Raw genomic sequence first — 24,893 nt, forward strand, 5'->3', positions numbered from 1 at the left:
CGCTCAGGACGCCGGCGCGGTCAGCCGCCCGTCGAGCCGGCGCACCGCGTCCCGGAAGGACCGGCCCATCCCGAGGCGGGCCAGCCCCAGCACCGAACGGAACGGTCCCGTGCCGTCGGCGGCGAAGGTCCACTGCACCCGGGTCCCGGCCCCGTCGGCGGTGAGCCGCCACTCCTCCACCAGGGCCCGCAGGCCGGGGGTGTTGGACTCGTCGACCCGGTAGGCGTACCGCTCGCCCGGCTCGGCGGCCACGATCGTCTCGCGGAAGCGGATGCCGCCGCGCAGCCGCACCTCCCGGCCCGCGCCCCCGTCGGTGGGCGTGGCCCGGGTGACGGCGGTGAACCAGGAGGGCCAGGAGGCGACATCCTCCGCGAGCGCCCGGTAGACCGCGTCCGGGGGCGCGGACACCTCGGCGGCGAACACCAGACGTATCGGAGCGGAGTCGGTGAACTCCAGTCCCACGGTACGGAGTCGGCGTGCCATCGTGTGCACCTCCCGGCGGTCTGCGCATATGGAGCAGGGCACACCATAGCGGCCGGGGCGTCAGTTGTCTGTACCACTGCCGGCCGCCGGCTCCCGGCCCTCCTGCCGAGCCCGGGCGGCGGTCCTGGCGGCCTCCGCGATGTTGCGGGCCATCCCGCCGAACACCACCGCGTGGAAGGGCGACACGCTCCACCAGTACGCATGGCCGAGCAGCCCCTGCGGGTGGTACAGGGCGCGCTGGCGGTAGAGCGTGCGCCCCTGGTCGTCGGTGCCGACCGACAGTTCCAGCCAGGCCGCGCCCGGCAGCCGCATCTCCGCCCGCAGCCGCAGCAGCTCGCCCGGCACGATCTCCTCCACCCGCCAGAAGTCCAGCGAGTCGCCCACCCGCAGCCGGTGGGCGTCCCGCCGGCCGCGCCGCAGCCCCACCCCGCCGACGATCCGGTCGATCCAGCCGCGCACCGCCCAGGCGAGCGGGAAGGAGTACCAGCCGTTCTCACCGCCGATGCCCTCGATCACCCGCCACAGGTCCGCCCGGTCCACCGGCACGGCCAGCTCCCGTTCGTCCCGGTAGAGGCTGCCGCCCGACCAGTCCGGGTCGGTGGGCAGCGGGTCGCTCGGCGCACCGGGCAGCGAGGCGGACGTCCAGCGGGTCACCACCTGCGCGTCCTTGATCCGCTGGAGGGCGAGGCTCAGGGCCTGGTCGAAGCCGATCGGCCCCTGCGGCGGATCGGGGACGTACCGGACGATGTCGTGCTCCCGGCAGACCACCTCGTGGCGCAGCGACTCCGCGAGCGGCCGGGCGATGGACCGGGGGACCGGGGTGACCAGCCCGATCCAGTGGCTGGAGAGCGTCGGGGTGAGCACCGGGACCGGCACGATCACCCGGCGCGGCAGCCCCGCCACCCGGGCGTAGCCCTGCATCATGTCCCGGTACGTCATGATGTCCGGGCCCCCGATGTCGAAGGTCCGGTTCACCTCGGACGGCAGGATCGCGCTCCCCACCAGATACCGGATCACATCCCGTACGGCGATGGGCTGGATCCGGGTGGAGACCCAGCTCGGGGTGACCATCACCGGCAGCCGCTCCGTCAGATAGCGCAGCATCTCGAACGAGGCGGACCCCGAACCGATCACGATCGCCGCCCGCAGCACCACCGTCGGCACCCCGGAATCCAGCAGGATCCGCCCCACCTCGGCGCGTGAACGCAGATGCGGCGACAGCTCCTTCTCCGCCACCCCGGCCGGGGTCAGCCCGCCCAGGTAGACGATCCGCCGCACCCCGGCCGCGCGCGCCTTCTCGCCGAAGTTCCGGGCGGCCCTGCGGTCGGTCTCCTCGAAGTCCGAGCCGGAGCCGAGCGCGTGGACCAGGTAGTACGCCACGTCGATGTCCCGCATCGCCTCCGTCAGGGAGTCGGCGTCGGTGACATCGCCGCGCACCACCTCGACCCGGTCCGCCCAGGGGTAGTCGCGCAGCTTCTGCGGCGTCCGGGCCAGCGCTCGGACCTGGTGACCGGCCTCCAGCAGGGCGGGCACCAGTCGGCCGCCGATGTAGCCGGTGGCACCGGTGACCAGGCAGCGCAGCTCCGCCTCGCCGGAAGAGCCATGGGAAGAGCCGTGGGAGGAGGAGTCGGAAGAGGCGTCGGAGGAGTCGCGTACGTCGGGTTCTTCAGGAAGATCCGTCACCTGTCCGAGTCTTGCACCCGATGGCGTACGGCGTCGGGTGCGAGGACTCCGTACGGCGGAGCGCGCGCTGCCTGCGGCTCAGCGCACCGCCGCCAGCGTCCCGCCCTCGCGCAGCCTGGCCGTCAGCTGTACGGAGGCGTCGCGCGGCGCCCGAACCGCGAGGGTCGGGCCGCCCGCCGCGCCCCGCACCTGCCCGGTGGCCTCGATCCGGTCGACGGCCCGGCTGCCCGCCGCCAGGACGTACCACCGGCCGGACGCGGACTTCCAGTGCGTGCCCGCCAGGATGTGCTGCCCGAACCGGCTGCACAGGGCGGTGTCGTTCCGGTCGGCGACCACGGCCGCCGGGGCGGTGGGGGAGTCGGCGGGCTGGAGGAACTGCACCAGCACCCGGCCGGGGCCGCGCCAGGTGTCGGCGCGGGTGCAGAGCCACTCGGCCGATGCCTCGCCCTCGGGGAGCCTCTGCTCGGCGAAGGCCCAGTTGTTCACCGCCCGCACCCCCGAGCCCGACAACGCCCGCAGCGAACACGCCGTACGCGCCCAGGCGAGCAGCGCCTCCGTGCCCGTCGCCTCGCGCGGCTGCCGGGCCGGTGCGCCACGGCCCGGCTTCGGGGTGTACGTCAGGTGCGCCGGGGCAAGGTCACCCAGGTCGGTCACCAGGAACGCGTGGTTCTCCACGATCCGCTCGGAGGAGCGCAGCTGGAGCACCGGCCAGGAATCGCAGGCGCCGCCCGCCGCCGGGCGCCCCACCGGGGCGGTGACCCCGTCCGGGCCCACCTCCAGCGGCCGGCCGGGTGTATTCGGCGCGAGCAGGTCGCGGGTGGTGGTCTCGGAGATCCAGGGGGCGAGCAGGAACCGAGCCTTCTCGCCCGTACGGCTCACCACCACGGCCGCCCCCGTCGTCACGTCCGCGTCGTCGGTCCGGGCGAAGTCCAGCGCCGCCCCGCCACCGCCCGACAGCGGCTCCGCGTACCGCACCACCCGGACCCCGCCGTCGTGGAACAGCACCACGGCCGCCCCGTCCACCTCGCCCGCGAACAGCAGTCGCGGCGGCTGCGCGGGCGGTACGTCGGCCGTGCCCGGGGTCGTCGACACCCGTACGCCCGCAGGCGGCCCGGACCAGGCCCGCAGCGCCCTCCCCAGCAGCTCGCCGTCGCCCCGCCGGTCACCGCGTACGGGCCAGGCGGTGAAGTCGATGCGTGAGGTGTCCGCCCACTGCTCCGCCGCCGTACGCAGCAGAGCCGCCGGGTCGAGCGCCGGAACCGTCACACCGGCCGCCGGACCCTCGTCGGCCACGCCCCGCACCCCCCTCTCGGCGGCGACCGCGAGCGTGCCCGCCACCACGCACAGCGCCGCCGCCAGGGCCACCGCCCGCGCCCGGTGCCTACGCCGCAGCAGATCGCTCGGCCGGGTCTGGACCGTACACGGGTCGAACTCCCCGGACTGCAGCAGCACTTGGGCCCCCGCCCGGTCCGGCCTCCCCAGCCGGGCCGCCCGGCGCACCGCCCCCGCCGGATCGGCCTCCCCCGCCTCGGCCAGCAGCGCCCGCACCCCGGACTCCGAAAGCCCCTCCAGCAACTGCAGGGCGAACGCGGCCCGTACCGCACCCGGAACGGTCGACAGGGCCCGGTCCAGGGCCAGTTCGTCGACACCGCCCGCCCGGGGGAAGAGCCGCAGCCCCCAGACCACCGGCAGCGTCGGACGCAGCGCGGCGGGTGCCGGGAGCCGCCCGGGCCACCAGCGGGGCCTGCGCTCGTGGGCCAGGGCAGTCCGCAGCACCCGCAGCCGCATCCACGCGTACGGGGCGTTCGCCGGGCCCTGTGCCTCCTCTGCCGCCTCCGAGGAGCGCCGGGACTGGGCGGGCACCCGCATCCGGTCCGGGGCCGTCCGGGCCCCGGGCAGGGCCCGCTGCACGGTTCCGTGAGCGGCCAGGACCCGGCGGTGCCGGCCCAGCGAGGGCGGCAGCACGACATAGGCGAGCCGGACCAGGCGCGGGTAGTGCTCCACGAGGGCGGCCTCGGCCTGCTGCACACCCAGAGGCTCACCGGCGCCCGTCGCGGGTGCGGCGGACCGTTGCTGCGGTTGATGGATCGGCATGAATTCGGTGCCTTCCGGAGCCGTGGCGGGGAGTGTCATACCGACAAACGAGTCAATCGTGTGACGGTCACATCACCCGCACCGGATCGGCCTCCCGATCGTTGCCGATCTTCAGCAGCGCCGGTCCTCAGCCGTTCCCCCGGCCGCCCGGCGAGGCGAGCAGCGAGTCGAGCACCCCGCCGAACAGCCGGCGCCCGGCGGAGGCCAGCAGCGGATCACCCCACCGGGGCACCAGCCGCACCCGCAGCTCCTCCACCCACACCACATGGGAACCGGAATGCGTCGGCAGTACGTCGATCGAGGCCCGGCCCAGCACCACGGACCCCCGCTTCTCCAGCAGGCAGACCCCGGCCCGGCCACCGGCGGGCGGCGTCCAGCGGACCACTTCCATCGGGTCGTCGAACGCCAGCGGACCCACCCCCGTGCGGGCGGTGAACACCGTGCCGACCCCGGTCGGCGCCCCGCCCGCCACCGAGACGGCCGTCAACGGGACATGCGCGGCGTGCCGTTCCCAGTCGGTCACCCGGCGCCAGGCCTCGGCTGCGGGGAGAGGGGAGAAGCGCTCGATCCGGAAGACGGCCACCCCTTGATCCTAGGACGTACCGCGCACACCGCGACCCGGACGGAATCCGGACGGCCGCACCCCGGTCAGCCCGCCGGAGCCGTGTCCCCGGGCGACTCGCCCGCCACCACCAGGCCCGGCAGATGCTCGCCGATCTCCTCGCGCGCCCCGGGAGCCAGCCCCGCGTCCGTCACGAAGGTGTCCACCTCGTCCAGCGTGGCGAAGGAACTCAGCCCCACCGTGCCCCACTTGGTGTGGTCGGCCACCACCACGACCCGGCGCGCCGACCGGACGAAGCGGCGATTGGTCTCCGCCTCCGCGAGGTTGGGGGTCGACAGACCGGCCTCGGCCGAGATCCCGTGCACGCCGAGGAAGAGCAGGTCGAAGTGGAGGGAGTCGATGGCCCGGTCCGCGACGGGACCCACCAGCGAGTCCGACGGGGTCCGCACCCCGCCCGTCAGCACCACCGTCGCCGTCCCCGGCCGCGCCGCCCTTCCGGGCGCCGGACGCTGAGCGTCGTGGAACACATCGGCCACCCGGACCGAGTTGGTCACCACCGTCAGATCCGGTACGTCCAGCAGGTGCCGGGCGAGCGCATAGGTCGTCGTACCGCCGGAGAGGGCGATCGCGGTGCCGGGCTGGGCCATCGCCGCAGCCGTCCGCGCGATGTCCTCCTTGGCGCTCAGCTCCAGCGCCGACTTCACCTCGAAGCCGGGCTCGTGGGTGCTCGCCTCGACCACGGGGACGGCACCGCCGTGGACCTTCTCGATGACCCCCTGCCGGGCCAGCGCGTCCAGGTCCCGACGGATCGTCATGTCGGACACGTTCAGCCTGCGGGTCAGCTCGTTGACCCGGACCCCGCCGCGCCTGCGCACCTCGTCGAGGATCAGGGCACGTCGCTGCTCCGCGAGCAGGTTCTGATTCTCGCTCAACGCCGGTGCCCGGTCCTTCCTTCTGCCGTACGGTCCGCAGCGGCCTGCGAATCAGGCTCATCCTGCCACGCAGGTATGTCCGGCGTACCACCTGGGGAGATTCCGTGAGACCGCTCACGCACGCTCCCCGGGTCCGGGATTCTGGGGCCGGGCCACAGGCCGGAGCCGAAAGCTCCCCGCCTCGCCCCTTCCCCGATTCCCCGCTGCCCGACCCCTGTCACGTCTCCGCCGGCCCGTGCGGCCGGCGCGCCCGAGAGAGAGTCCCCCCTTGGCTCCTGCCATCCCGCCCCCGCCGCGACCCCCGCAGAACACCGGGGCGGCGCTGGAACTGCTGGTCCACGGTGTCGGAGGCGCCACCCCGCAGGAGATGCTCGGCGATCCCCGTACCGTCCGGGTCACCGGGGATGCGACCGCCGCCGTGTACCGGCGCACCGAGGACGCCCACGGCGAGAAGCACCCCGAGCGGTACCGGGACGAGCCCGTCGCGGAGGCGTACTGCTGGTCCGGGCTCACCTCCGGCAACGGCTCCCGCGCCCTGTGGCTGCTGCTCCTGCCGTTCATGGTCGTCAACCTCGCCCACTGGATGCGCCCCACCGCCACCGGCCGCACCCGCGCGGTGCGGCTGTACGGCGTGCTGGTCCGGCTCATCGCGCTCAGCCTCACCGTGCTGCTCACCGCGGCCGCCTGCGAGGTCGCCCTGGACCTCGTGGCCTGGCAGTGCGCGGGCACCACCGACTGCTCGGAACGCCGTTCCTGGCTCGGCTTCCTGTCGAGCCAACAGGGCGGCTGGTGGTCCCAGCCCGGACGGCGCCTCGCGCTTGCCGCCACCGTGCCCGCCGCCCTGGTGGGGCTCCTGTGGTACCTCTCCAACCGGACCTGGAGCGCCTACGAGTCCCAGAGCCCCCTGGACGCCACGGCCGCCGACGCGTGCGACCCCGACGGGACGGAGGAGGTCCACGGGCCCGGCGCACCGGACACCGCCGACGATCCGGAGTCCGCGCGCCCGGTCCCGCCGGCGCTCAGCAGGCCCGGCTTCTGGTACGGCCGCCGGCTGGTCTCCCGGCTCCGCGCCGCGCACACCGCCGCCGGCTTCCTCACCGTCGCCGCGGCCGTCACCGCCGCCGCCTCCCGTCACGACCGGATCGCCGACAGCTCGGTCCCGCAGGTGTTCGGTGTGGTCATCGAAGGAGCCATCGTGCTCTGCGCCGGGGTGACGGTCTGGGTCATCTGCCGCCGGGGCCGCAGCGAGAGCGTCCGGGACACCCGCGTCGACGGTGCCCTCATCACGTACCTCCCCGGCTCGGCGCTCGTCCTGCTCGCCCTCGCCGTCCTGCACGCGGGGTGGTCCCGCCCGGAGTGGACCTCCACCGGCAGCCTGGCCGGTGAGACCGCCTTCCGGCTCCTGGCCCTGGGGCAGGGCCTCCTCGTCGTGCTCATGGCCCTGGTCGCCCGCAGCCTCTACCGGCGCGCCCCCGAACCCCGCACCACGCTGTACGGACTCGGCGGCCCGTCCGTCGCCATGCTCGCGTGCGCCCTGGGCGGCGTGATGACCGGCGGGGTGGCCCAGCGGGTCGCCGACTGGCTGGACGGCCCCGGCACCCCGGGCATGGGGCGCGGCTCCGTCATCGAGGGCCCGCCCGTCCTGCTCAGCTGGCAGGCCTCCGTCATCCCGGTGCTCCTGCTCCTGCTGCTCGTCCCGGTCGTCTTCCTGGTCGTCCGCACCGCGCGCCGGGCCCGCCGCATGGGTCCGGACATCGAGGCGGAGTACGCCCCCGAACCGCCTGACCCCGGCCGCACCCGGCGCATCGCCCGCATCCGCGCCACGGCCGCCCTCACCGACTCGGCCCCCTGGATCGTCGGCGTGGTCTCCGCCGCGACCCTGCTCCTCGGCACGGCGGCCGTCGTGGGCTCCTGGACCAGCGGTCAGGTGCCCGGCCTCGCGACGGACGGGGCCGCGGCGCCCGTCGAATCGCTCGCCGAGGCCGCCCAGTCGACCGGCTCCTGGCTGATCGGATTCGGCTTCGTACTGTTCGTCGCGGGCGGCCGCCGCGCCTACCGGGACGCCTCCGCCCGCCGCACCATCGGCATCCTCTGGGACGTGGGCACCTTCTGGCCGCGCGCCGCCCACCCCTTCGCGCCCCCCTGCTACGCCGAGCGCGCCGTCCCCGACCTGGCGTCGCGGATGTCCGCCTGGACGGCGACCACCCGGGGCCGGCTCATCATCTCGGGCCACTCGCAGGGCAGCGTCCTCGCGGCGGCCGCCGTGTGGCAGCTCCCCGACGCCGCCCGCCGCCGGGTCGGGCTGCTCACCTACGGCTCCCCGGTCGAGCGGCTGTACGGGCGCTGGTTCCCGTCCTACTTCGGGGCCGTACCCCTCCTCGGGCTGCACCGCTCGGTGCACTGCTGGCGCAACCTCTACCGGGCCACCGACCCGATCGGCGGGCCCGTCCGGCTGCGCGTCGGCCCCGACGCCGGCGTCGACCGGGGGCCGCTGAAGGACCCGCAGGCGTACGGGCGTACCACCGCGCTCCCGCTGCCCGAACCGATCCTCGGCCACTCCGACTACCAGGCCGACCCGGTCTTCGCGAAGGAGCGGGCCGCCCTCCTCGAAGAGCTCGGCCCGCGGCTGCCCCGGCAGGGGGAGGGCGGGGAGACCCTCCAGAAGGGTCAGAAGAGCTCGGGGAGATCCTCCGGGTAGAGCAGGGTCAGGTCGTCCGTGCTCGTCTCGGCGAGCTGGGCGACCCGGCCCGCGTGCCGCTCCACCATCGACTCGAAGGTCTGCCGGGCGGTGCGGCCGTTGCCGAAGGCGGGGCCCTTGGGGAGCGCGGTGAAGTACTTCAGCAGCGCCTCCCCGGTCCCCCCGGCCAGGCTGTACTCGTGCTCCTCGGCCTGCTGCTCGACGATCCGCAGCAGCTCCTCGGGGAGGTAGTCATGGAAGGTGATGGTCCGGGAGAACCGGGAGGCCACACCGGGGTTGACGGTGAGGAACCGCTCCATCTCGTGGGTGTACCCGGCGACGATCACCACCACCGCGTCCCGGTGGTCCTCCATCAGCTTCACCAGCGTGTCGATGGCCTCCCGGCCGAAGTCGCGGCCGGAGTCCTCGGGGGAGAGGGCGTACGCCTCGTCCACGAAGAGCACCCCGCCGCGCGCCCGGTCGAACGCCTCCTGGGTCCGGATCGCCGTCGAGCCGATGTGCTCCCCGACCAGGTCCACCCGGGAGACCTCGACCAGGTGGCCGCGCTCCAGCACCCCGAGCGAGGCCAGGATCTCGCCGTACAGCCGGGCGACCGTGGTCTTGCCCGTACCGGGGGAGCCGGTGAAGACGAGGTGGCGGCGGACGGAGGCGGCCTTGAGCCCGGCCTCCTGGCGGCGGCGGCCGACCTCGATCATGTCGGTGAGCGCCCGCACCTCGCGCTTGACGCTCTCCAGGCCCACCAGCGCGTCCAGTTCACCGAGGACCGCCGAGGAGTCCCGGGCCGGTTCGGCGGCCGGGGCCACCGGATCGGGTTCCGCGGGCCGCTGGCCGGGCATCGCGGTGAGCAGGCCGGGGGTCGACCGGGTGGCCGTCAGCACCGCGGGGGCCGGAGCCGGCGCCGTACGCAGACCGCTCTCGTCACTCGTGCAGTCCGTGACCGCCGGGCCGTTGGTCACGGACCCCTCACCCTGTCCGGTGCCGCCCTCGGGGAACTCGTAACCGCCCCGCGCGCACCGCTCGGTGCGGCAGCGGGTCAGCGTGGTGCGGCACCCCTCCATGATGTGGAAGCCGTACCCCTCGCTGCCCGTCACCCGGCAGCTGTCGAAGGTGCCCCGGCCCTCGGCGGAGACGTAGAACCCGGCCTCGGCGGGGTTGGTGACCGTGCACCGCTCGATGACGGGGTCGGCGCCCTTGGTGACGATGACCCCGGTCTGGGCCGCGTCGATGGTGCAGTTGTTCAGCGTGCCGCCGCTGCCGTGGTCCCGGAACCAGGCGCCCGTGGACGCCTCCCGGATCCGGCAGTCGTCCAGCTGGGCGGTGGCGCCGTCGCTCACGGAGACGGCGGTGTTGCGGATCTGGGAGAGGTCGCTGTCCACCACGTCGGCGCGGGAACCCCGGTCGAGGACGAAGAGGGCGTCCGGCACGTCGTGGACCCGGCAGGCGTCCAGTATCACGGTCGCCCCGTCACTGACCCAGACCGCCGGGTAGTCGCCCGTACTGTCGTGGATCTCGCACTGGTTGGCGTCCACGCGGGTGCCCGGGTCCCAGACGGAGAGTCCGTTGCGGCCGAAGCGGCGGACCGTGGAACGGGTCAGCGTGAGCACCGAACGCGACCGCAGGTCGATCGCGTTCTCCGGGATGTCGTGGATGTCGCAGTCGGCGAGCGTCAGCACCGCGTCGGTGTCCAGCGTGACCCCGTCGCCCGAAGTGCGGTGCACCGTGCAGTCGGTGAGGTGCGCGGTGGCGCGGGCGGTGACCTGGACGCCGCTGCCCTTGATCTCGTACACCTCGCAGCCGATCGCCTCAAGACCGCTGCCCTCGCCGGTGACCGCGATGCCCGCGCCGGAGGTGTGGTGGATCCGGCAGCGGTCGAGGCGGGGGTGGCCGCCGTCGCGGACCGAGACGCCGGACTGGCCGGCCGAGACGATCTCGCACTCCTCGAAGACCCCGCCCGCACCGTCGAGTACGGCGATGCCGACGCCGGCCGGATTGTCGACGGTGCAGCGCCGCACGGTGGGCCGGGCCGCTCCCCGTACCTCGATGCCGGCGGCGGACCGCGTCACGATCCGCAGGTCCGCGAACTCGGGGGTGCCGTCCTCCACCAGCAGGGCCGGGGCGGCGGAGTCCTGCCCCTCGATGTGGAGATCCTGGACGATCGCGGAGGCGCGCACCGTCAGCGGTACGCCGTCGGCCGGCGCGATCCGCACGGAGCCGACCGAGCCCTCGGGGCCGCGCAGGGTCACCGCGCGGTGCAGGACGAGGTTCTCCCGGTAGGTCCCGGGCGCGACGGTGAGGACGTCACCGTCGGCCGCCGCTTCCAGGGCCGCGGAGAGGGAGGCGTACTCGCCCGTGCGGCGGCGCCATCGCGATGTTCCGGTGTGCGTCACCTGGACCGTGCCCTGTGCCATGGAGTTGCTCTGCCCCCACCTCGTGCTGTGCGATGCCTCGGGTCCGTCCGCCCGCCCGTCGAGAAGAGGAGGACGCGGTCGGACCACCGTAGCGCGCGCGAGGGGCGGCAGTTGACGACTCGGGGTGCCGGGGTGATGTCGCCGGTCCCGGGGCGGGCGCCGCCGCCCGGGGTGCGGGGGACAGGGGCACTCCCCGCCGTTCCGGATGCGGTGTACGGGGCGTCCGCCCCCGTCGCGTCCGCCCGCTGTCAGCTGCCCGTTCCGGCCCGGCCCCAGTCCGGGCCCGCCGCCGCCCACTCCTGGTCCAGGAGCGCGTACCGCCGTCGCACCAGGCCCGCGAGGGCCAGACGCCTGCCCGCCTCCACGGCCCCGGCGGCGAGCAGGAACGCACCGACCCCGCCGAGTACCGCGTGCGTGCGGGCCGCGCCCGGTGACATCGGCGGCGGTACGGGCAGGCCCGCGCCGTCCGTCCAGATCCGCACCGGCGAACCGGGCTCCCCGGCCCCCGGCGCCGTGGTGACCTCCCCGGTGCGCGGGGTGCCGTCCGGGGCCGACCAGGTCGCCACCACCGGGACGCGCTCCGCGCCGGCGTCCGGGTCACCGGAGAACCGCCGCGTCCCCGGCACCCGCTCCACCACGACCGCGACGGTGGCCCGGCGCTCCTCGTGCTGGGCCCGTACCGACCGCTGGAGCCGGTCCTCGGCGAGCGCGCCGCCCGCCCACCCGGCCGCCGGTGCCCCCACCACCAGGAGCAGCAGCGCGCCGAGCGTCACCCACGCCTCGCGGCGGTCGGTGGCGCGCCACAGCGGGACTCCGACTCCCATGTCATCCCCCGTTTCCCCCCGGATTCCCCGCGTTCCTGCGTCTTCCCTGCCGTCTTCCCCGCGTCTTCGTGTTCTCAGTCGAGGATCGTGACGGGGTCCCCGGCCCGGATCACCCCGGTCCCGTCCGGAATCAGATTCTGGCCGAAGAGCAGCTGATTGCCGGTCCGGCGGTGGCGGGCCAGGGTGAGCAGCGGCTCCCTGCCGCGCTCGGCCGTCCGCTGGTCGGTGGTGGTGATCACACAGCGGCCGCAGGGCTTCACCACGGAGAAGGGCACATCGCCGATGGCGATCCGCCGCCAGCCGTCCTCGGCCCACGCCTCGGTGGCGCCGACCACGACGTTCGGCCGGAAGCGGTCCATCGGCAACGGTCCCTCGTGCGGCCGGTCGCCCGCCGCGATCAGGTCGTTGAGGGCGTCGAGCGAGGCGGTGGTGGTCAGCAGCAGCGGGTAGCCGTCGGCGAAGGAGACCATGTCCCCGGGGCGCGCGAACGCCGGGTCGACGGGCCTGCGGCGCGCCGGATCGTCGAGATGGACGAGCCGGGTCTCCGAACCGAGGACCTCGCTGAACCAGAGGTGCGCCTCGGCAGCCGCCTCCGCCACCGTGACGGTGTCCCGGTGCAGCTCCACGCTGATCATGTTCTCCGGCCCCGGCACGTCCACCCGCAGCGGCGGATGGCCCGGTGCGTCCAGGGCGACCCCGCCACCGGCCAGCAGCACCGCGGAGATCCGCGCCAGAAACGGCTGCTGACGTTGAGTGATCGCCCTGGACGCCTTGTCGACCACCATCCAGCGGCGGTCGCCGTCGAGTCCCCATGGCTCGACGGCAACCTCCTCGGATGTGTGGGCTGCCAGCGATTTGACCGGATACACATGGACGGACCGGAGGACAGGAGAGGCCATGTGCCCATCCTGCCAGTCACCCCTGCACGCGTACGCACGATTTATTCGCACGATCGCCGCACGCGTCTGTGACCGCGGCCCGGCCCGTACCCCCGGCTCATGCCGCTGTACGGAGCCTCCGAGGGACCCGGTCAGTACCCCCGGCCCTGGTACGGCCGGTTGTACGGGTCCTCGTACGGCGACGGGGCCGGTGCGGGCCGCGGCGAGGCCGGGCGCATCGACTCGTACCCGGTGCCGGGTGCGGGGCGCTGCGGCTGGGGCTGCTGCGGATAGCCGCGGACCGCCGAGGGCTGCTGCGGGATGTACGGCGCCGGGGCGTTCTGCAGCCCGGCGGGGTGCATCGGCGCGTGCTGCACGGGGGCCTGCTGGTACTGCGGCATCGGCTGCTGCTGCGGGTAGCCGTAGGAGCCGGTGTGGTGCGAGGGGGCCGCGGGGAGGGCCGGCAGCGCCGACGGCAGGGCCGGCAGATAGCTGCTGGACGTGTCGTAGGCGGCGGGGACGCGGATCGGTGCGATCTGCGGGGTGCCCCGCTCCGCGACCAGGGAGTCGTAGATCGGGGTGTCGGGGAACGACGCGGCGTAGTAGCCGCCGCCGAAGGCGGAGCGAGGGGAGGTCATGGCACCTAAGTTAAGCCCACGATGTGCTGGTTGGGGAGCCCGATAAGAGGGTTGTTTTCCGCGATGTGAGTGAACCGCGATCCCCAATGCGAGCGAACTTGGCAAAAAAGGGCGCACCGACGTCTACTGATCGTGTAAAGGCCGAGTTCACGGGGTGTTACCGGCAGATCGCCGGGACGTCTCCGCGCGGGTGCGGGGCACCGCGCCGGGGCCGGGGATTAGGTTGTGCGGAAAAGCCTGCGGGCAGCCGGACTCGTGATGGGGGCGAGCATGATCATGCAAAAAGGAACCAACGTTCCGGTGCCTGCGGGCACCGTGCGCGTCGAATTGGGGTGGCGGGCCGCCGCCGGCACCCCCGATGTCGACGGCTCCGCGCTCCTCCTGGTGTCGGGAAAGGTCCGCAGCGACGCCGACTTCGTCTTCTACAACCAGTCGGCCCATGCCTCCGGGGCCGTCCGTCACGAGGGCAAGCGGACGGCGGGCGACGGTGTCACCGACACCCTCACCGTCGACTTCGGGAAGGTCGAGCCGGCGATCGACCGCATCGTCGTCGCGGCCTCGGCGGACGGCGGCACTTTCGGCCGGGTGAGCGGTCTGTACGTACGGATCGTCGACGCGGCCGGCGGCGCCGAGCTGGCCCGCTTCGACTCCACCGACGCCACGGTCGAGACCGCGTTCATCCTCGGCGAGCTGTATCTGCGCCAGGGCGCCTGGAAGTTCCGTGCGGTCGGGCAGGGGTACGGCACCGGGCTGGAGGGCCTGGCGACGGACTTCGGCATCTCCGTCGACGAGCCGCAGTCGGCTCCCGCTCCCGCCCCCGCCCCGGCCGTCCACGCCGCCCGGCCCGCCCCGCCGACGCCGCCCGCCCCTGTCGCTCCGGCCGCCCCGGTGGCGCCTCCCGCGCCGCCCGCCCCGGCACCCCCGCAGCCGGTACGGCTGACCAAGATCACGCTGACGAAGGCGGCACCGTCCGTCTCCCTCGCCAAGCAGGGCGGCACCTCCGGCTCGCTCCGCGTCAATCTCAACTGGGAAGTGCGCAAGCAGTTCAAGGGCTGGGGAGCGAAACTCGGCCGGGCCGTCGCGATGCACGGAGACCTCGATCTTGATCTCTGCGCGCTGTACGAACTCACCGATGGACGCAAGGGAGTTGTGCAGGCACTCGGAAACGCGTTCGGTTCTCTGAGTCAGCCGCCCTTTATCCATCTCGACGGCGACGACCGCACAGGATCGCTCTCCAGCGGCGAGAACATGACCGTCAACCTCGACCGCAAGGACCAGCTCCGCCGCGTACTGATCTTCGTCACCATCTATGAAGGCGCCCGGAGTTTCGCCGATCTCCATGCCACGGTCACCCTCCAGCCGCAGAACGGCGCCGCGATCGACTTCTCCCTCGACGAATGCACCGTGCCCTCAACGGTCTGCGCGCTCGCACTGATCACCAACAACGGCGGCGACCTCACCGTGCAGCGCGAGGCCCGCTACCTCGTGCCGGACCGGGGCGTCAGCCCGCAGCGCACCATCGACGCCGCCTACGGCTGGGGCATGAACTGGACCCCCGGCCGCAAGTGAGCCGCACCCGCCGCGCCGCCCGGCCGGACCCGACGCCCGCTGCCGCGCGGCGTCACCGGTCGGGGGCGGCCTCCGGCCGGGCATAGGTACGGCCCTTCCAGGCGGCCCCCCGCCCCCGGTAGTGCTGCACCGCCGAGTCCACCGTCATCAGCAGGTACAGCACCGCCGTGAACGGCAGCAGGGGCCCGAGCCACAGCGACTGCCGGTAGTACGACAGCATCGGCAGATACGTCACCGTCATCACCGCCCAGGCGGCGCCGCCCGCCCAGGCCGCCGCCCCGTCGCCCGTCAGCAGGCCCGCCACCAGGGTCGCGGGCGGTGCCACGTAGACGAGCAGCAGCCCCGGGACCGTCCCCGCCAGCAGCAGCGGACTGTGCCGCAACTGCGCGTACGCGCTGCGCGCCACCATCCGCCACAGATCCCCCAGCCGCGGATACGGCCGGACGCTGTCCACCCGCTCCGCGAGCCCCAGCCAGATCCGGCCACCGCCGCGCCGCACCTCCCGCGCCAGCGACACGTCGTCGATCACCGCCTGCCGGATCGACTCCGGGATCCGCGCCCGCTCGGCGGCCGCCGTCCGCAGCAGCACACAGCCGCCCGCCGCGGCCGCCGTCCGTGACCGGGCCCGGTTCACCCGGCGGAACGGATAGAGCTGCCCGAAGAAGTAGACGAACGCGGGCACCACCAGACGCTCCCAGAAGCTCTCCACCCGCAGCCGCGCCATCTGCGACACCAGATCGAAGCCGTCCGGACCCTCGGTCCCGGCCGCGGCAACCAGATCCCGCAGGCTGTCCGGCTCGTGCGCGATGTCGGCGTCCGTCAGCAGCAGGAAGTCCGGCTTGTGGAGCCGGGCCAGCGCGATTCCGTGCCGTACGGCCCAGAGCTTGCCCGTCCAGCCGGGCTCCGGCTCCCCGGGGGTCACCACGGTCAGCGCGAGGCCGCCGAACCGGTCGGCCAGCTCCCGGGCCAGCTCCCCGGTGCCGTCGCTGGAGCAGTCGTCGACGAGGATGACCCGGGCGTCCCCCGGATAGTCCTGGACCAGCAGCGACGGCAGGCTCACCGGCAGCATCTCCGCCTCGTCGCGGGCCGGCACGACCACCGCCACCGACGGCCAGCGCGCCGGTTCGGTGCGCCGGGGCAGCCGCTGGTCGGTCCGCCAGTAGAACCCCTGCCCCAGCAGGAGCCACACCCACGCGATCAGCGAACCCACGGCGATCCAGGCAACGGCGCTCATTCGCCGCAGTCTGCCCCACTGAGGCCGGGCCGCAAGGGCTGTCGGCTAGGGTGACCGGGTGAAGATCGCGCTCATGGACTCCGGAATCGGCCTGCTGGCGGCAGCGGCCGCCGTTCGCCGACTGCGGCCCGACGCCGACCTGGTGGTCTCCTCCGACCCCGGCTCGATGCCCTGGGGCCCGCGCACCCCCGAGGACGTCACCGCCCGCGCGCTGGCGGTGGCCCGCGCCGCCGCCGCCCACCGGCCCGACGCGCTGATCGTCGCGTGCAATACCGCCTCCGTCCACGCCCTGCCCGCGCTCCGCGCCGCGCTGGAGCCCGCGCTGCCGGTCATCGGCACCGTCCCCGCCATCAAACCGGCGGCGGCGGGCGGCGGCCCCGTCGCCATCTGGGCCACCCCGGCCACCACCGGCAGCCCCTACCAGCGCGGACTGATCGCGGAATTCGCCGGCTCCGTCGAGGTCACCGAGGTCCCGTGCCCCGGACTCGCCGACGCCATCGAGCACGGTGACGAGGCCGGCATCGACCGCGCCGTCGCCGCGGCGGCCGCCCTCACCCCGCCGGGCGTACGGGCCGTGGTGCTCGGCTGCACCCACTACGAGCTGGTCGCCGGCCGTATCCGCGCCGCCGTCCAGCAACCCGGCCTCCCGCCGCTGGTCCTGCACGGATCCGCCGGGGCCGTGGCCGCCCAGGCGCTGCGCCGGATCGGTGCCGAAGCCGCTCCGACGGCCGAACCGTCCGGCACGTTCACCGTCCTGCTCGCCGGACGCCCCGGCACCCTGCCGGAGCCCGCTCTGGCCTACGCGGAGGGCCGCGCCCTCCAGGCCGCGGCCCCCGCCCGCTGACCCCGCGGCCCCGGGCCGGGCGGCCCGAACGTGGGTACGCTGCGAATATGACGGACCACCCCGAGAGAGCGCACGGCTCGTCGCAGGCACCGGCCACCGTCTGGACCGGCCGCGCGACCAACCGCATCCAGTGGCTCCTGGCCCTCACGGGCGCGGGCTGCGTGGCTCTGGGCATCGAGCTCGCCGTCGTCTCGCCCTGGTCCTCCGGGATCGCCCCGCTGCTGATGTCCGTCATCGGCTGCCTGGCCGTCGGACTGCTCATCCTTTTCGGGACGCTCGCCTTCGTCCATGTGGCCGTGAAGGTCGACGGGGACTCCCTGGAGGTCCGCTGCGGCCACGCCGGGCTGCCGCGCCGCAGGATCCTGATCACCCATGTGGTCGGCGCCGAGTACGTCCCCAAGGTCAACCCGCGCCAGTGGGGCGGCTGGGGCTACCGCTGGCGCCCCGAACAGGGGACCGCCGTCGTCGTGCGCAAGGGCGAGGGCATGGCCCTGCTGCTCGGTGACGGCCGCACCTTCACCGTCACGGTGGACGACGCGGAGAGCGCCGTACGGTTCATCCGCGAACGCATGCACCTGGCCGCCGCAGCCGAACGGGCCCGGGGCCGGGGCTGAACGCACGGAAGCGCTGGAGGCCCCGACGGCCTCTGGGCAGGGCCTGAACGTACGGAGGCTCCGGAGCTCCCGACGACCTCAGGGCAGGCATCGAACGTACGAAGGCACCGGAGACGCCGACGGGCCAGGCCCAGGCCCCGACCCCGGCCCTGCGCCCCGCTCACAGCCGCCCACCGTAGACTCCGCCAGGTGAGCGCCACTATGACCCCCGTCGACGACCCGCCGCCCGCGCCGACGCCCCCGACCGCCGGACTGCTCCTGCGGCTCCTGCGTCCGGCCGCCGCCGCCCTCTCCGGGGTGCTGCTCTACGCGAGCTTCCCGCCCCGGCCGCTCTGGTGGCTCGTCCTGCCCGGCTTCGCCCTGCTCGGCTGGGTCCTGCACGGGCGCAGGCTGCGCGCCGCCTTCGGCCTCGGCCTCCTCGCCGGGCTCGGCTTCACGCTCCCGCTGCTGCACTGGACCGGCGAGGACGTCGGCCCGGTGCCGTGGCTCGCCCTCGCCACCGCCGAGGCGCTCTTCATCGCGGTGGGCTGCCTCGGCATCGCCGCCGTTACCCGGCTCGCGTACTGGCCGCTCTGGGGGGCCGCGGTCTGGACCCTGGACGAGGCGGTCCGCGCCCGTATCCCGTTCGGCGGCTTCCCCTGGGGCAAGATCGCCTTCGGCCAGGCGGAGAGCGCGTTCCTGCCGCTCGCCGCACTCGGCGGGACCCCGCTGCTCTCCTTCGCCGTCGTGCTGTGCGGCTTCGGGCTCTACGAGGCCGTGCGCCGATTCCGTACGTACCGCACCACCGGGGAGGTGCCCCGCGCCGCGGTCGCCGGAGCCGCCGCCTGCGTCCTCGTACCCGTGGTGGCCGCGCTCGCCGCGCTCCCGCTGGTCGACGACTCCGCCGAGGACGGCACCGTCACCGTCGCCGCGATCCAGGGCAACGTGCCCCGCCTCGGCCTCGACTTCAACGCCCAGCGCCGCGCCGTCCTCGACAACCACGCCAAGCGCACCAAGCAGCTCGCGGAGGAGGTCGAGGCCGGCAAGGCGAAGCAGCCGGACTTCGTGCTCTGGCCGGAGAACTCCTCCGACCTCGACCCCTACCTCAACGCCGACGCCCGCGAGGTCATCGACGACGCGGTCAGGGCGATCGGTGTCCCCACCGTCGTCGGCTCTGTGGTCGAGAAGGGCTCGGACAGCCTCCGCAACACCCTGATCGAGTGGGACCCGGACAAGGGCCCCGTCGACACCTACGACAAGCGGCACATCCAGCCGTTCGGCGAGTACATGCCGATGCGGACGGTCGCCCGCTTCTTCAGCGAGGACGTCGACCGGGTCCAGCGCGAGTTCGTCCCCGGCACCGAGGTCGGCGTCTTCGACCTCGCCGGTACGAAGGTGGGGATGGTGACCTGTTACGAGGCCGCCTTCGACGACGCCGCCCGCGACACCGTCCTCCACGGCGGCCAGATGATCGCGGTGCCCAGCAACAACGCGACCTTCGGGCGCAGCGAGATGACCTACCAGCAGCTCGCGATGTCCCAGGTCCGGGCCGTCGAGCACGGCCGGGCCGTCGTCGTACCCGTCACCAGCGGGGTCAGCGCGGTCATCCGGCCCGACGGCACGATCGCCGACCGGAGCGGCATGTTCACCCCCGACGCCCTGGTCGCCGAGGTCCCGCTGCGCTCCTCGCTCACCCCCGCCACCCGGATGGGCCCGCTGCCGGAGGCCCTGATCGCCCTGCTGGCCGCGGCCGGCCTGGGCTGGGCGGGCCTGTCGGCGGCACGGGCACGGCGGGAGCGGGGCACCGCGAAGTAGCCCCGAACCGGCCACGTAGGCTCGGATCCATGGCGACTCCCGACTTCATCCGCACCATCCGCGAGACCGCAGGCAACCAGCTCCTGCTGCTGCCCGGGGTGACCGCCATCGTCTTCGACGACGAGGGCCGGGTGCTGCTGGGACGGCGCGCGGACACCGGGAAGTGGTCGGTCGTCGGCGGCATCTCGGAGCCGGGCGAGGAGCCCGCGCTGACGGCGGAGCGCGAGGTGCTGGAGGAGACCGGGGTGCAGTGCGTGGCCGAGCGGCTGGTCCTCGCCCAGGCACTGCAGCCCGTGCAGTACGCCAACGGCGACCGCTGCCAGTACCTCGACATCACCTTCCGCTGCCGGGCGACCGGCGGCGAGGCCCGGGTCAACGACGACGAGTCGCTGGAGGTGGGCTGGTTCCCCCTGGACGGCCTGCCGCCGCTCGCCGAGTTCGCCCTCTTCCGGATCAAGCAGGCGCTGACGGAGGGGCCGGCCTGGTTCCGTCCCACGTCGGCCGAGGCCTGACCCGACGCGCCGAACCCCCGTCCGGCGGCCCTGACCTCTACCTCTCCGGCCCCCGCCACAGATGGGGCACCCGCAGCCAGACGTCCCGTGCCTTCGGCGGATCGGTGACCGTGACGTCCTGCTCGCGCAGGGACCTCTTCCGCCGGCGGATGACCGTACGGACCATCCGTTCCACTGCGGCGTTGTCGTTCCCTCGGCGCGGCACCTTCCGATTCTTGGTGCGCCGCCGGTGCCCGGCCTCCCGGGCGGCCCGCACGGGTGATCCGGCACCGGCCGGCTTCGGTGTGACAGCCGCATGTCACATCCGGGCGAGCCCATCCGTCCCAGGGGTGCAGCGAACGACAACGGCGAAGGAGCCGAAAAGATGAACGCCCGCTTGAATGTCCTCGGCAGTCCGACCACGGCCAAGATCCTGAAGCACCTGACGGCGGCGGGACAGGCGGTCTCGGCCACGGGGCTGTCCACCACGACGCAGGAGCTGGTGAAGATCCGCGCGAGCCAGATCAACGGCTGCGGGTTCTGCACCGACATGCACACCAAGGAGGCCGAGGCCGCCGGTGAGACGCCCCTGCGCCTCAACCTGATCGCGGTGTGGCGGGAGGCCACCGTCTTCACCGACGCCGAGCGCGCCGCCCTGGAGCTGACGGAGCAGGGCACCCGCATCGCGGACGCGGCCGGCGGGGTCCCGGACGAGGTCTGGGCGCGGGCCGCCGAGCACTACGACGAGGACCAGCTCATCGCCCTGGTCTCCCTGATCTCCCTCATCAACGCCTTCAACCGGCTGAACGTCATCGTCCAGCAGCCCGCGGGCGACTACAAGGTGGGCCAGTTCGGCTGACCGGCGTGTGACACCGCCCCTGCCGGGGAGGTGTGCGGCATGCACTCCTGGAATCTCCACGACATGCCCGACCTCTCCGGCAGGACCGCCGTGGTCACCGGCGCCAACAGCGGCATCGGGGCGGTCACCGCGCTCGCCCTCGCCCGCTCCGGCGCCCGTACCGTCCTCGCCTGCCGCGACGTCGAGCGGGGGCGGCGCGCACTGGACGCCGTCCGCCGTGCCGCACCGCGCTCCGACATCCGGCTCGTCCGCCTGGACCTGGCGGACCTGGCCTCCGTCGCCGGGGCGGCCGACGCGATCGCGAAGGAGGTGGACGGCCGTCTCGATCTGCTCGTGAACAACGCCGGGGTGATGGCCCTGCCGCTCCTGCGGACGGCGGACGGCTTCGAGATGCAGTTCGGCACCAACCACCTCGGCCACTTCGCCCTGGCCCTCCGGCTGCTGCCGGTGCTCGGTGCGGCGGGACCGGCCCGGGTGGTGACCCTCTCCTCCCTGGGCCACCGGATCGGCCGCATCGACCTCGACGACCTCAACGCCGAGCGCGGGTACAGCAAGTGGGGCGCCTACGCGCAGTCCAAGCTCGCCAACCTGCTCTTCACCGCGGAACTCGACCGGCGCGCCCGGGCCTCCGGCCGGGACCTGCTCGCCCTGGCCGCCCACCCCGGCCTCGCCGCGACGGAGCTGGGGCAGGCGGGCCCGAAGCTGGCCGGCCGCAACTGGGCGGCGAAGCTGGAGAGGGCCTCGCGCCTGTACACCCAGCCCGCCTCCGCCGGCGCGCTGCCCACGCTGTACGCGGCGACCCTGCCCGACGCGCCCGGCGGCTCCTACTACGGGCCCCGGCACCTGGGCGAGACCCGGGGAGCCCCGGCCGAGGCCCGCAGGTCCGCCCGGGCGCGGGACACGGACATGGCGCGGGCGCTCTGGGAGGAGTCGGCGCGGCTGACCGGACTGGACCCGGACCTGGTCTGAGCGGGAGGCGGTCCAGCGGGAACCGGAATGGCGATGTACGGTCAGCTCAAGGCTCTCACCGGCGGTTATGCGGTCAACGGCCTTGCACGGAGAGTGAGTAGAGGAGAGACATGAGCGTCGACGACGTTGAGTTCCGCCGCAGGATCCGCTCCGATGTCCCGCACTCGGCGAGGGTGTGGAACGCCTGGCTCGGCGGCAAGGACAACTACCCCGTGGACCGCGAACTGGCCGACGCGGTGAGCGCGGCCTACCCGCAGATGGTCGACATCGCCCGCGCCTCCCGTGCGTTCCAGGCCCGCGCGATCCGGCACCTCGCCTCGCTGGGCATCCGCCAGTTCCTGGACGTGGGCACCGGCCTGCCGGTGGCGAACAGCACCCACGAGGTGGCCCAGGGCATCACGCCCGACGCGCGGATCGTCTACGTGGACAACGACCCCATCGTCCTCGCCCACGCCCAGGCCCTGCTGACCAGCGCCCCGGAGGGCCGTACGGCCTACGTGGACGCCGATCTCTCCGCGACGGACACGGTGGTGGACGAGGCGGCGAAGACGCTCGACCTCTCCGAGCCGGTCGCCGTGCTGCTGCTCTCGACGCTGGGGCACCTGACCCCGGCCGACGGCATCAAGGTCGTCCAGCAGTACATGGCCCGGATGCCGTCGGGGAGCTACCTGGTGCTCTGCGACACGGTGAAGACGCCGCAGACGCTGGCCGCCCAGGAGGCGTACGACTCCGGCGACAACCCGCCCTACCTGGTCCGGGAGCCGGAGGAGATCACCGGCTGCGCCGAGGGCCTGGAGATCATCGACCCCGGCTTCCTGTCGATCGCGCTGTGGCGTCCCGAGGAGGACGACCCGGTGCTGGTCGACCAGTGGGGGCTTGTCGCCCGCAAGCCGTAGGCGGCGAGCGGACGGGAACCGGGCGGCGGAGGACTCCAGGAGAGTCCTCCGCCGCTCAGTTGTTCCGCCGCCGGGCTGCGGTGTCCTCGCGCAGTTCGCCGGTGCGGTGGGTGAGTGAGTCGATCCCTTCGGTCAGCTGCCGCTGTCCCGACGGCAGATGCGGCCGGACCGCCGCGAGCGGGGCGACGAGGAGGGCGGCGTCGTCGGCGGCGAGGGCCCGGCGGAGATGGTTCAGCGGGGGGCCCGCCGCGGCGGGCAGGCCGGTCAGGGCGGTGACCTGGCCGGCGAGAGAGCGCAGGTCCGCCGCGTTCTCCCTGGCCCAGGTGGTGATGGTGCGGTCGGCCGCACGCCGGTCCCGGGTGGCCTTGACCCGCTGCTCCCCGGTGGAGCCGAGGGAGCCCGGGCGCAGCCGCAGATAGCGGCGCTCCGCCGCCTGCCGGCTGGCGACGCCGAGGGGTTCCGCCAGGTCGGTCCAGCTGGCCCCCGCCGCGCGGGCGGCCTCGATCAGCCCGGTCTCCCAGCCCGCTAGCCGCTCCCGCACCTCACGCAACAGTTGGAGCGAGGCCAGCGCCCGGTCCCTGTCCGGGCCGCCCACCGAACCCTCGGGCTGGTCCGCAGTGGCGGTCCGGGCGCCGCGGACCGCGTCGTCGATGGCCTCCAGCGCCGCCGCGGCGGCGACAAGGGAGACGGCGTCCGGATCGGGCTGCTCTGCCGCTGGCATGGTCACTCCTCCACGTGATTGTCGTCCTTCCGGTGACATGTTGTTTGTCATCGAATGGATGACATGCTACAACGGAATCAAGCGAACCGCGCGGGCTACCGCCCGACCGACTGGAGGTGTTTTCGCCATGCTCATGCGCACCGACCCCTTCCGTGAACTGGACCGGATCACCGAACAGATCCTGCGCCCCGGCACCTGGTCGCGGCCCTCGGCGATGCCGATGGACGCGTACCGCGAGGGCGAGGAGTACGTGGTGGCGTTCGATCTTCCCGGTGTCTCGCCGGACGCGATCGACATCGACGTCGAGCGCAACATGCTGACCGTCCGGGCTGAGCGTCGGCCTGCCGTCAGCGCCGACGACGTGCACATGGAGCTCTCCGAGCGTCCGCTGGGCGTGTTCTCCCGGCAGATCGTCCTGGCGGACACCCTGGACACCGAAGGCATCGACGCCGACTACGACGCGGGTGTACTGACCCTGCGTATCCCGATCGCCGAGCGGGCCAAGCCCCGCAAGATCGCCATCGGCGGGAACTCCTCGCGCAAGCAGATCAAGGGCTGAACCGTACATCTGTCCCCGTGGCGGCGGCCGGGGTTCGATCTCCCCTTCCCCGGCCGCCCGCCCCCGCCGTCGTATGCGCCATAGGCGGCATGCGACGGCGCTTTCGGAGAAGAAGCCAGAGACAACCGACACCACAGTAGTAGGACGAGAAGGGCTGCCACCGCCATGATTCCTGAGCCTCGGACCATCGTCGCCCCGGAGGCCATGACGTACGACCGGCTGCTGGAGAAGATCAGATACGAGGGCGCCTACCCCACCCGGGAGCGGGCCGAAGAGGTCCTCCGTGCCGTGATGGGCGGGCTCGGACGGCAGATCACCGGCGAGGAACGGGTCGCGTTCGCCGCCGCGCTCCCCAGGGAGGCCGCCCTGATGTTCACCGCCGAGGCCCCCGGCATCGAACCGTCCCCGGCCGCCCGCTTCGTGGACGACCTCGCCGCACGGACCGGCGGCACGGCGGCGACCGCCCGCTGGGACGCGGGAACGGTGCTGGTCGCGGTCTCCGCGCTGATGGACCCGGCGCTCGTCGCCGGAGTCATCGAGGCTCTGCCGACCGGCTACGCCCTGCTCTTCGGCCGGGCGCAGCTCGCCACGGCGGCCTGAGCGCCGGCCCGGTCCGCGGTTTCGCCGGGACGGCAGCCCCCCGCCGCCCTCAGACGACCTCGTCGAGACGGCCGGTGGCGACGTCGAAGACGAAGCCGCGGACCCGGTCGGTGTGCGGGATGAACGGGCTGCCGGTCACCCGGCGCAGCGACTGCCGTACGTCGTCGGCGGCGTCCGGGAACGCCTCGGCGGCCCACGGCGGGCGGATGCCCGTCTCCTTCTCGATGCCCTGGCGGAAGACGTCGTCGGTGAACGTCACCATGCCGCAGTCGGTGTGGTGGATGAGCACGATCTCCTGCGTGCCCAGCAGCCGCTGACTGATCGCCAGGGAACGCACCACGTCCTCCGTGACCACGCCCCCGGCGTTCCTGATGACGTGTGCGTCGCCCTCGGCGAGGCCGAGGATGCCGTACGGGTTCAGCCGCGCGTCCATGCAGGCGACGACGGCCGTCCTGCGGGCGGGGGGAAGGGGGAGGGGACCGTCGAACGTCGACGCGTACACCTCGTTGTGGGCGAGGAACTCTTCGGTCACGCTCAAGGCTG

24 protein-coding genes are annotated in these 24,893 nt (G+C 73.8%); 11 read left to right on the forward strand and 13 right to left on the reverse strand.

The window, feature by feature from the left end; all coding sequences use genetic code 11:
• Nucleotides 1–3: 3 nt before the first annotated feature.
• The 5 genes from IE264_RS15510 to IE264_RS15530 all read right to left on the reverse strand — a co-directional run bounded on the left by IE264_RS15510 (nucleotide 4) and on the right by IE264_RS15530 (nucleotide 5,754).
• The gene (locus IE264_RS15510) at nucleotides 4–483 is read right to left on the reverse strand and encodes an SRPBCC family protein (protein WP_032754048.1); all 480 of its coding nucleotides are present in this window, start codon (nucleotides 481–483) and stop codon (nucleotides 4–6) included.
• Between the two features lie 60 nt (nucleotides 484–543).
• Complete coding sequence (locus IE264_RS15515; RefSeq protein ID WP_032754050.1) at nucleotides 544–2,166, reverse strand: SDR family oxidoreductase; 1,623 nt, start codon at nucleotides 2,164–2,166, stop codon at nucleotides 544–546.
• Between the two features lie 78 nt (nucleotides 2,167–2,244).
• A complete protein-coding gene (locus IE264_RS15520; RefSeq protein WP_032754052.1) occupies nucleotides 2,245–4,260 on the reverse strand; it encodes a hypothetical protein in 2,016 nt (671 codons plus the stop codon).
• Nucleotides 4,261–4,387: 127 nt separating this feature from the next.
• The gene (locus tag IE264_RS15525) at nucleotides 4,388–4,843 is read right to left on the reverse strand and encodes an SRPBCC family protein (protein ID WP_015606955.1); all 456 of its coding nucleotides are present in this window, start codon (nucleotides 4,841–4,843) and stop codon (nucleotides 4,388–4,390) included.
• Between the two features lie 65 nt (nucleotides 4,844–4,908).
• Complete coding sequence (locus IE264_RS15530; RefSeq protein ID WP_015606954.1) at nucleotides 4,909–5,754, reverse strand: DeoR/GlpR family DNA-binding transcription regulator; 846 nt, start codon at nucleotides 5,752–5,754, stop codon at nucleotides 4,909–4,911.
• A 268-nt stretch (nucleotides 5,755–6,022) separates the two neighbouring features.
• Here IE264_RS15530 and IE264_RS15535 point away from each other — a divergent pair, with 268 nt between their 5' ends.
• The gene (locus tag IE264_RS15535) at nucleotides 6,023–8,452 is read left to right on the forward strand and encodes a hypothetical protein (protein WP_078657346.1); all 2,430 of its coding nucleotides are present in this window, start codon (nucleotides 6,023–6,025) and stop codon (nucleotides 8,450–8,452) included.
• Here IE264_RS15535 and IE264_RS15540 read toward each other — a convergent pair.
• The 4 genes from IE264_RS15540 to IE264_RS15555 all read right to left on the reverse strand — a co-directional run bounded on the left by IE264_RS15540 (nucleotide 8,422) and on the right by IE264_RS15555 (nucleotide 13,200).
• Entirely contained in the window at nucleotides 8,422–10,860 is a 2,439-nt protein-coding gene (locus tag IE264_RS15540; RefSeq protein ID WP_032754056.1) for a right-handed parallel beta-helix repeat-containing protein, read from the reverse strand. The genes IE264_RS15535 and IE264_RS15540 overlap by 31 nt on opposite strands.
• Before the next feature lie 248 nt (nucleotides 10,861–11,108).
• A complete protein-coding gene (locus IE264_RS15545; protein WP_015606951.1) occupies nucleotides 11,109–11,684 on the reverse strand; it encodes an Rv1733c family protein in 576 nt (191 codons plus the stop codon).
• Nucleotides 11,685–11,758: 74 nt separating this feature from the next.
• Nucleotides 11,759–12,583, reverse strand: coding sequence for an MOSC domain-containing protein (locus IE264_RS15550; protein ID WP_032754059.1), 825 nt, complete (start codon nucleotides 12,581–12,583; stop codon nucleotides 11,759–11,761).
• Between the two features lie 131 nt (nucleotides 12,584–12,714).
• Nucleotides 12,715–13,200: a DUF6643 family protein gene (locus IE264_RS15555; RefSeq protein WP_015606949.1), complete on the reverse strand. Its 486-nt coding sequence runs from the start codon at nucleotides 13,198–13,200 to the stop codon at nucleotides 12,715–12,717.
• 258 nt (nucleotides 13,201–13,458) lie between these two features.
• Between IE264_RS15555 and IE264_RS15560 the strand changes: the two genes are divergently transcribed.
• On the forward strand, nucleotides 13,459–14,769 hold the full coding sequence (locus tag IE264_RS15560; protein ID WP_051821690.1) for a TerD family protein: 1,311 nt from the start codon (nucleotides 13,459–13,461) through the stop codon (nucleotides 14,767–14,769).
• A gap of 52 nt (nucleotides 14,770–14,821) precedes the next feature.
• Here IE264_RS15560 and IE264_RS15565 read toward each other — a convergent pair whose 3' ends face one another.
• Entirely contained in the window at nucleotides 14,822–16,003 is a 1,182-nt protein-coding gene (locus IE264_RS15565) for a glycosyltransferase (protein ID WP_032754062.1), read from the reverse strand.
• A 58-nt stretch (nucleotides 16,004–16,061) separates the two neighbouring features.
• On the opposite strand from IE264_RS15565, the gene IE264_RS15570 reads away from it, so the two are divergent.
• The 4 genes from IE264_RS15570 to IE264_RS15585 all read left to right on the forward strand — a co-directional run bounded on the left by IE264_RS15570 (nucleotide 16,062) and on the right by IE264_RS15585 (nucleotide 19,767).
• Nucleotides 16,062–16,847 (forward strand): glutamate racemase, encoded by a 786-nt coding sequence (locus tag IE264_RS15570; protein ID WP_015606946.1) that lies wholly within the window; start codon nucleotides 16,062–16,064, stop codon nucleotides 16,845–16,847.
• 47 nt (nucleotides 16,848–16,894) lie between these two features.
• Nucleotides 16,895–17,461 carry a hypothetical protein gene (locus tag IE264_RS15575; RefSeq protein ID WP_015606945.1) on the forward strand — a complete coding sequence of 189 codons (567 nt, stop codon included), beginning with the start codon at nucleotides 16,895–16,897 and terminating at the stop codon, nucleotides 17,459–17,461.
• A gap of 201 nt (nucleotides 17,462–17,662) precedes the next feature.
• On the forward strand, nucleotides 17,663–19,255 hold the full coding sequence (gene lnt, locus IE264_RS15580; protein WP_032754065.1) for an apolipoprotein N-acyltransferase: 1,593 nt from the start codon (nucleotides 17,663–17,665) through the stop codon (nucleotides 19,253–19,255).
• Between the two features lie 29 nt (nucleotides 19,256–19,284).
• Nucleotides 19,285–19,767: an NUDIX hydrolase gene (locus IE264_RS15585; protein ID WP_015606943.1), complete on the forward strand. Its 483-nt coding sequence runs from the start codon at nucleotides 19,285–19,287 to the stop codon at nucleotides 19,765–19,767.
• A gap of 37 nt (nucleotides 19,768–19,804) precedes the next feature.
• Here IE264_RS15585 and IE264_RS15590 read toward each other — a convergent pair whose 3' ends face one another.
• Entirely contained in the window at nucleotides 19,805–19,972 is a 168-nt protein-coding gene (locus tag IE264_RS15590) for a hypothetical protein (protein ID WP_158706487.1), read from the reverse strand.
• Between the two features lie 159 nt (nucleotides 19,973–20,131).
• Here IE264_RS15590 and IE264_RS15595 point away from each other — a divergent pair, with 159 nt between their 5' ends.
• The 3 genes from IE264_RS15595 (at nucleotide 20,132) to IE264_RS15605 (ending at nucleotide 22,470) form a co-directional block, all read left to right on the forward strand.
• The gene (locus tag IE264_RS15595; RefSeq protein ID WP_032754070.1) at nucleotides 20,132–20,605 is read left to right on the forward strand and encodes a carboxymuconolactone decarboxylase family protein; all 474 of its coding nucleotides are present in this window, start codon (nucleotides 20,132–20,134) and stop codon (nucleotides 20,603–20,605) included.
• A gap of 39 nt (nucleotides 20,606–20,644) precedes the next feature.
• Entirely contained in the window at nucleotides 20,645–21,574 is a 930-nt protein-coding gene (locus IE264_RS15600; protein ID WP_032754073.1) for an oxidoreductase, read from the forward strand.
• A 110-nt stretch (nucleotides 21,575–21,684) separates the two neighbouring features.
• Nucleotides 21,685–22,470, forward strand: coding sequence for an SAM-dependent methyltransferase (locus IE264_RS15605; protein WP_032754075.1), 786 nt, complete (start codon nucleotides 21,685–21,687; stop codon nucleotides 22,468–22,470).
• Between the two features lie 55 nt (nucleotides 22,471–22,525).
• Here IE264_RS15605 and IE264_RS15610 read toward each other — a convergent pair whose 3' ends face one another.
• Complete coding sequence (locus tag IE264_RS15610; RefSeq protein WP_032754077.1) at nucleotides 22,526–23,191, reverse strand: hypothetical protein; 666 nt, start codon at nucleotides 23,189–23,191, stop codon at nucleotides 22,526–22,528.
• 127 nt (nucleotides 23,192–23,318) lie between these two features.
• Between IE264_RS15610 and IE264_RS15615 the strand changes: the two genes are divergently transcribed.
• Both IE264_RS15615 and IE264_RS15620 read left to right on the forward strand, forming a co-directional pair.
• On the forward strand, nucleotides 23,319–23,750 hold the full coding sequence (locus IE264_RS15615; RefSeq protein ID WP_015606937.1) for an Hsp20/alpha crystallin family protein: 432 nt from the start codon (nucleotides 23,319–23,321) through the stop codon (nucleotides 23,748–23,750).
• A gap of 165 nt (nucleotides 23,751–23,915) precedes the next feature.
• Nucleotides 23,916–24,350 (forward strand): DUF2267 domain-containing protein, encoded by a 435-nt coding sequence (locus tag IE264_RS15620; protein WP_015606936.1) that lies wholly within the window; start codon nucleotides 23,916–23,918, stop codon nucleotides 24,348–24,350.
• A 49-nt stretch (nucleotides 24,351–24,399) separates the two neighbouring features.
• On the opposite strand, the gene IE264_RS15625 is transcribed toward IE264_RS15620, so the two are convergent.
• Nucleotides 24,400–24,888: a beta-class carbonic anhydrase gene (locus IE264_RS15625; protein WP_032754082.1), complete on the reverse strand. Its 489-nt coding sequence runs from the start codon at nucleotides 24,886–24,888 to the stop codon at nucleotides 24,400–24,402.
• Nucleotides 24,889–24,893: the final 5 nt, after the last annotated feature.

The organism is Streptomyces microflavus, from assembly GCF_014650075.1.
Lineage (GTDB): Bacteria > Actinomycetota > Actinomycetes > Streptomycetales > Streptomycetaceae > Streptomyces > Streptomyces microflavus.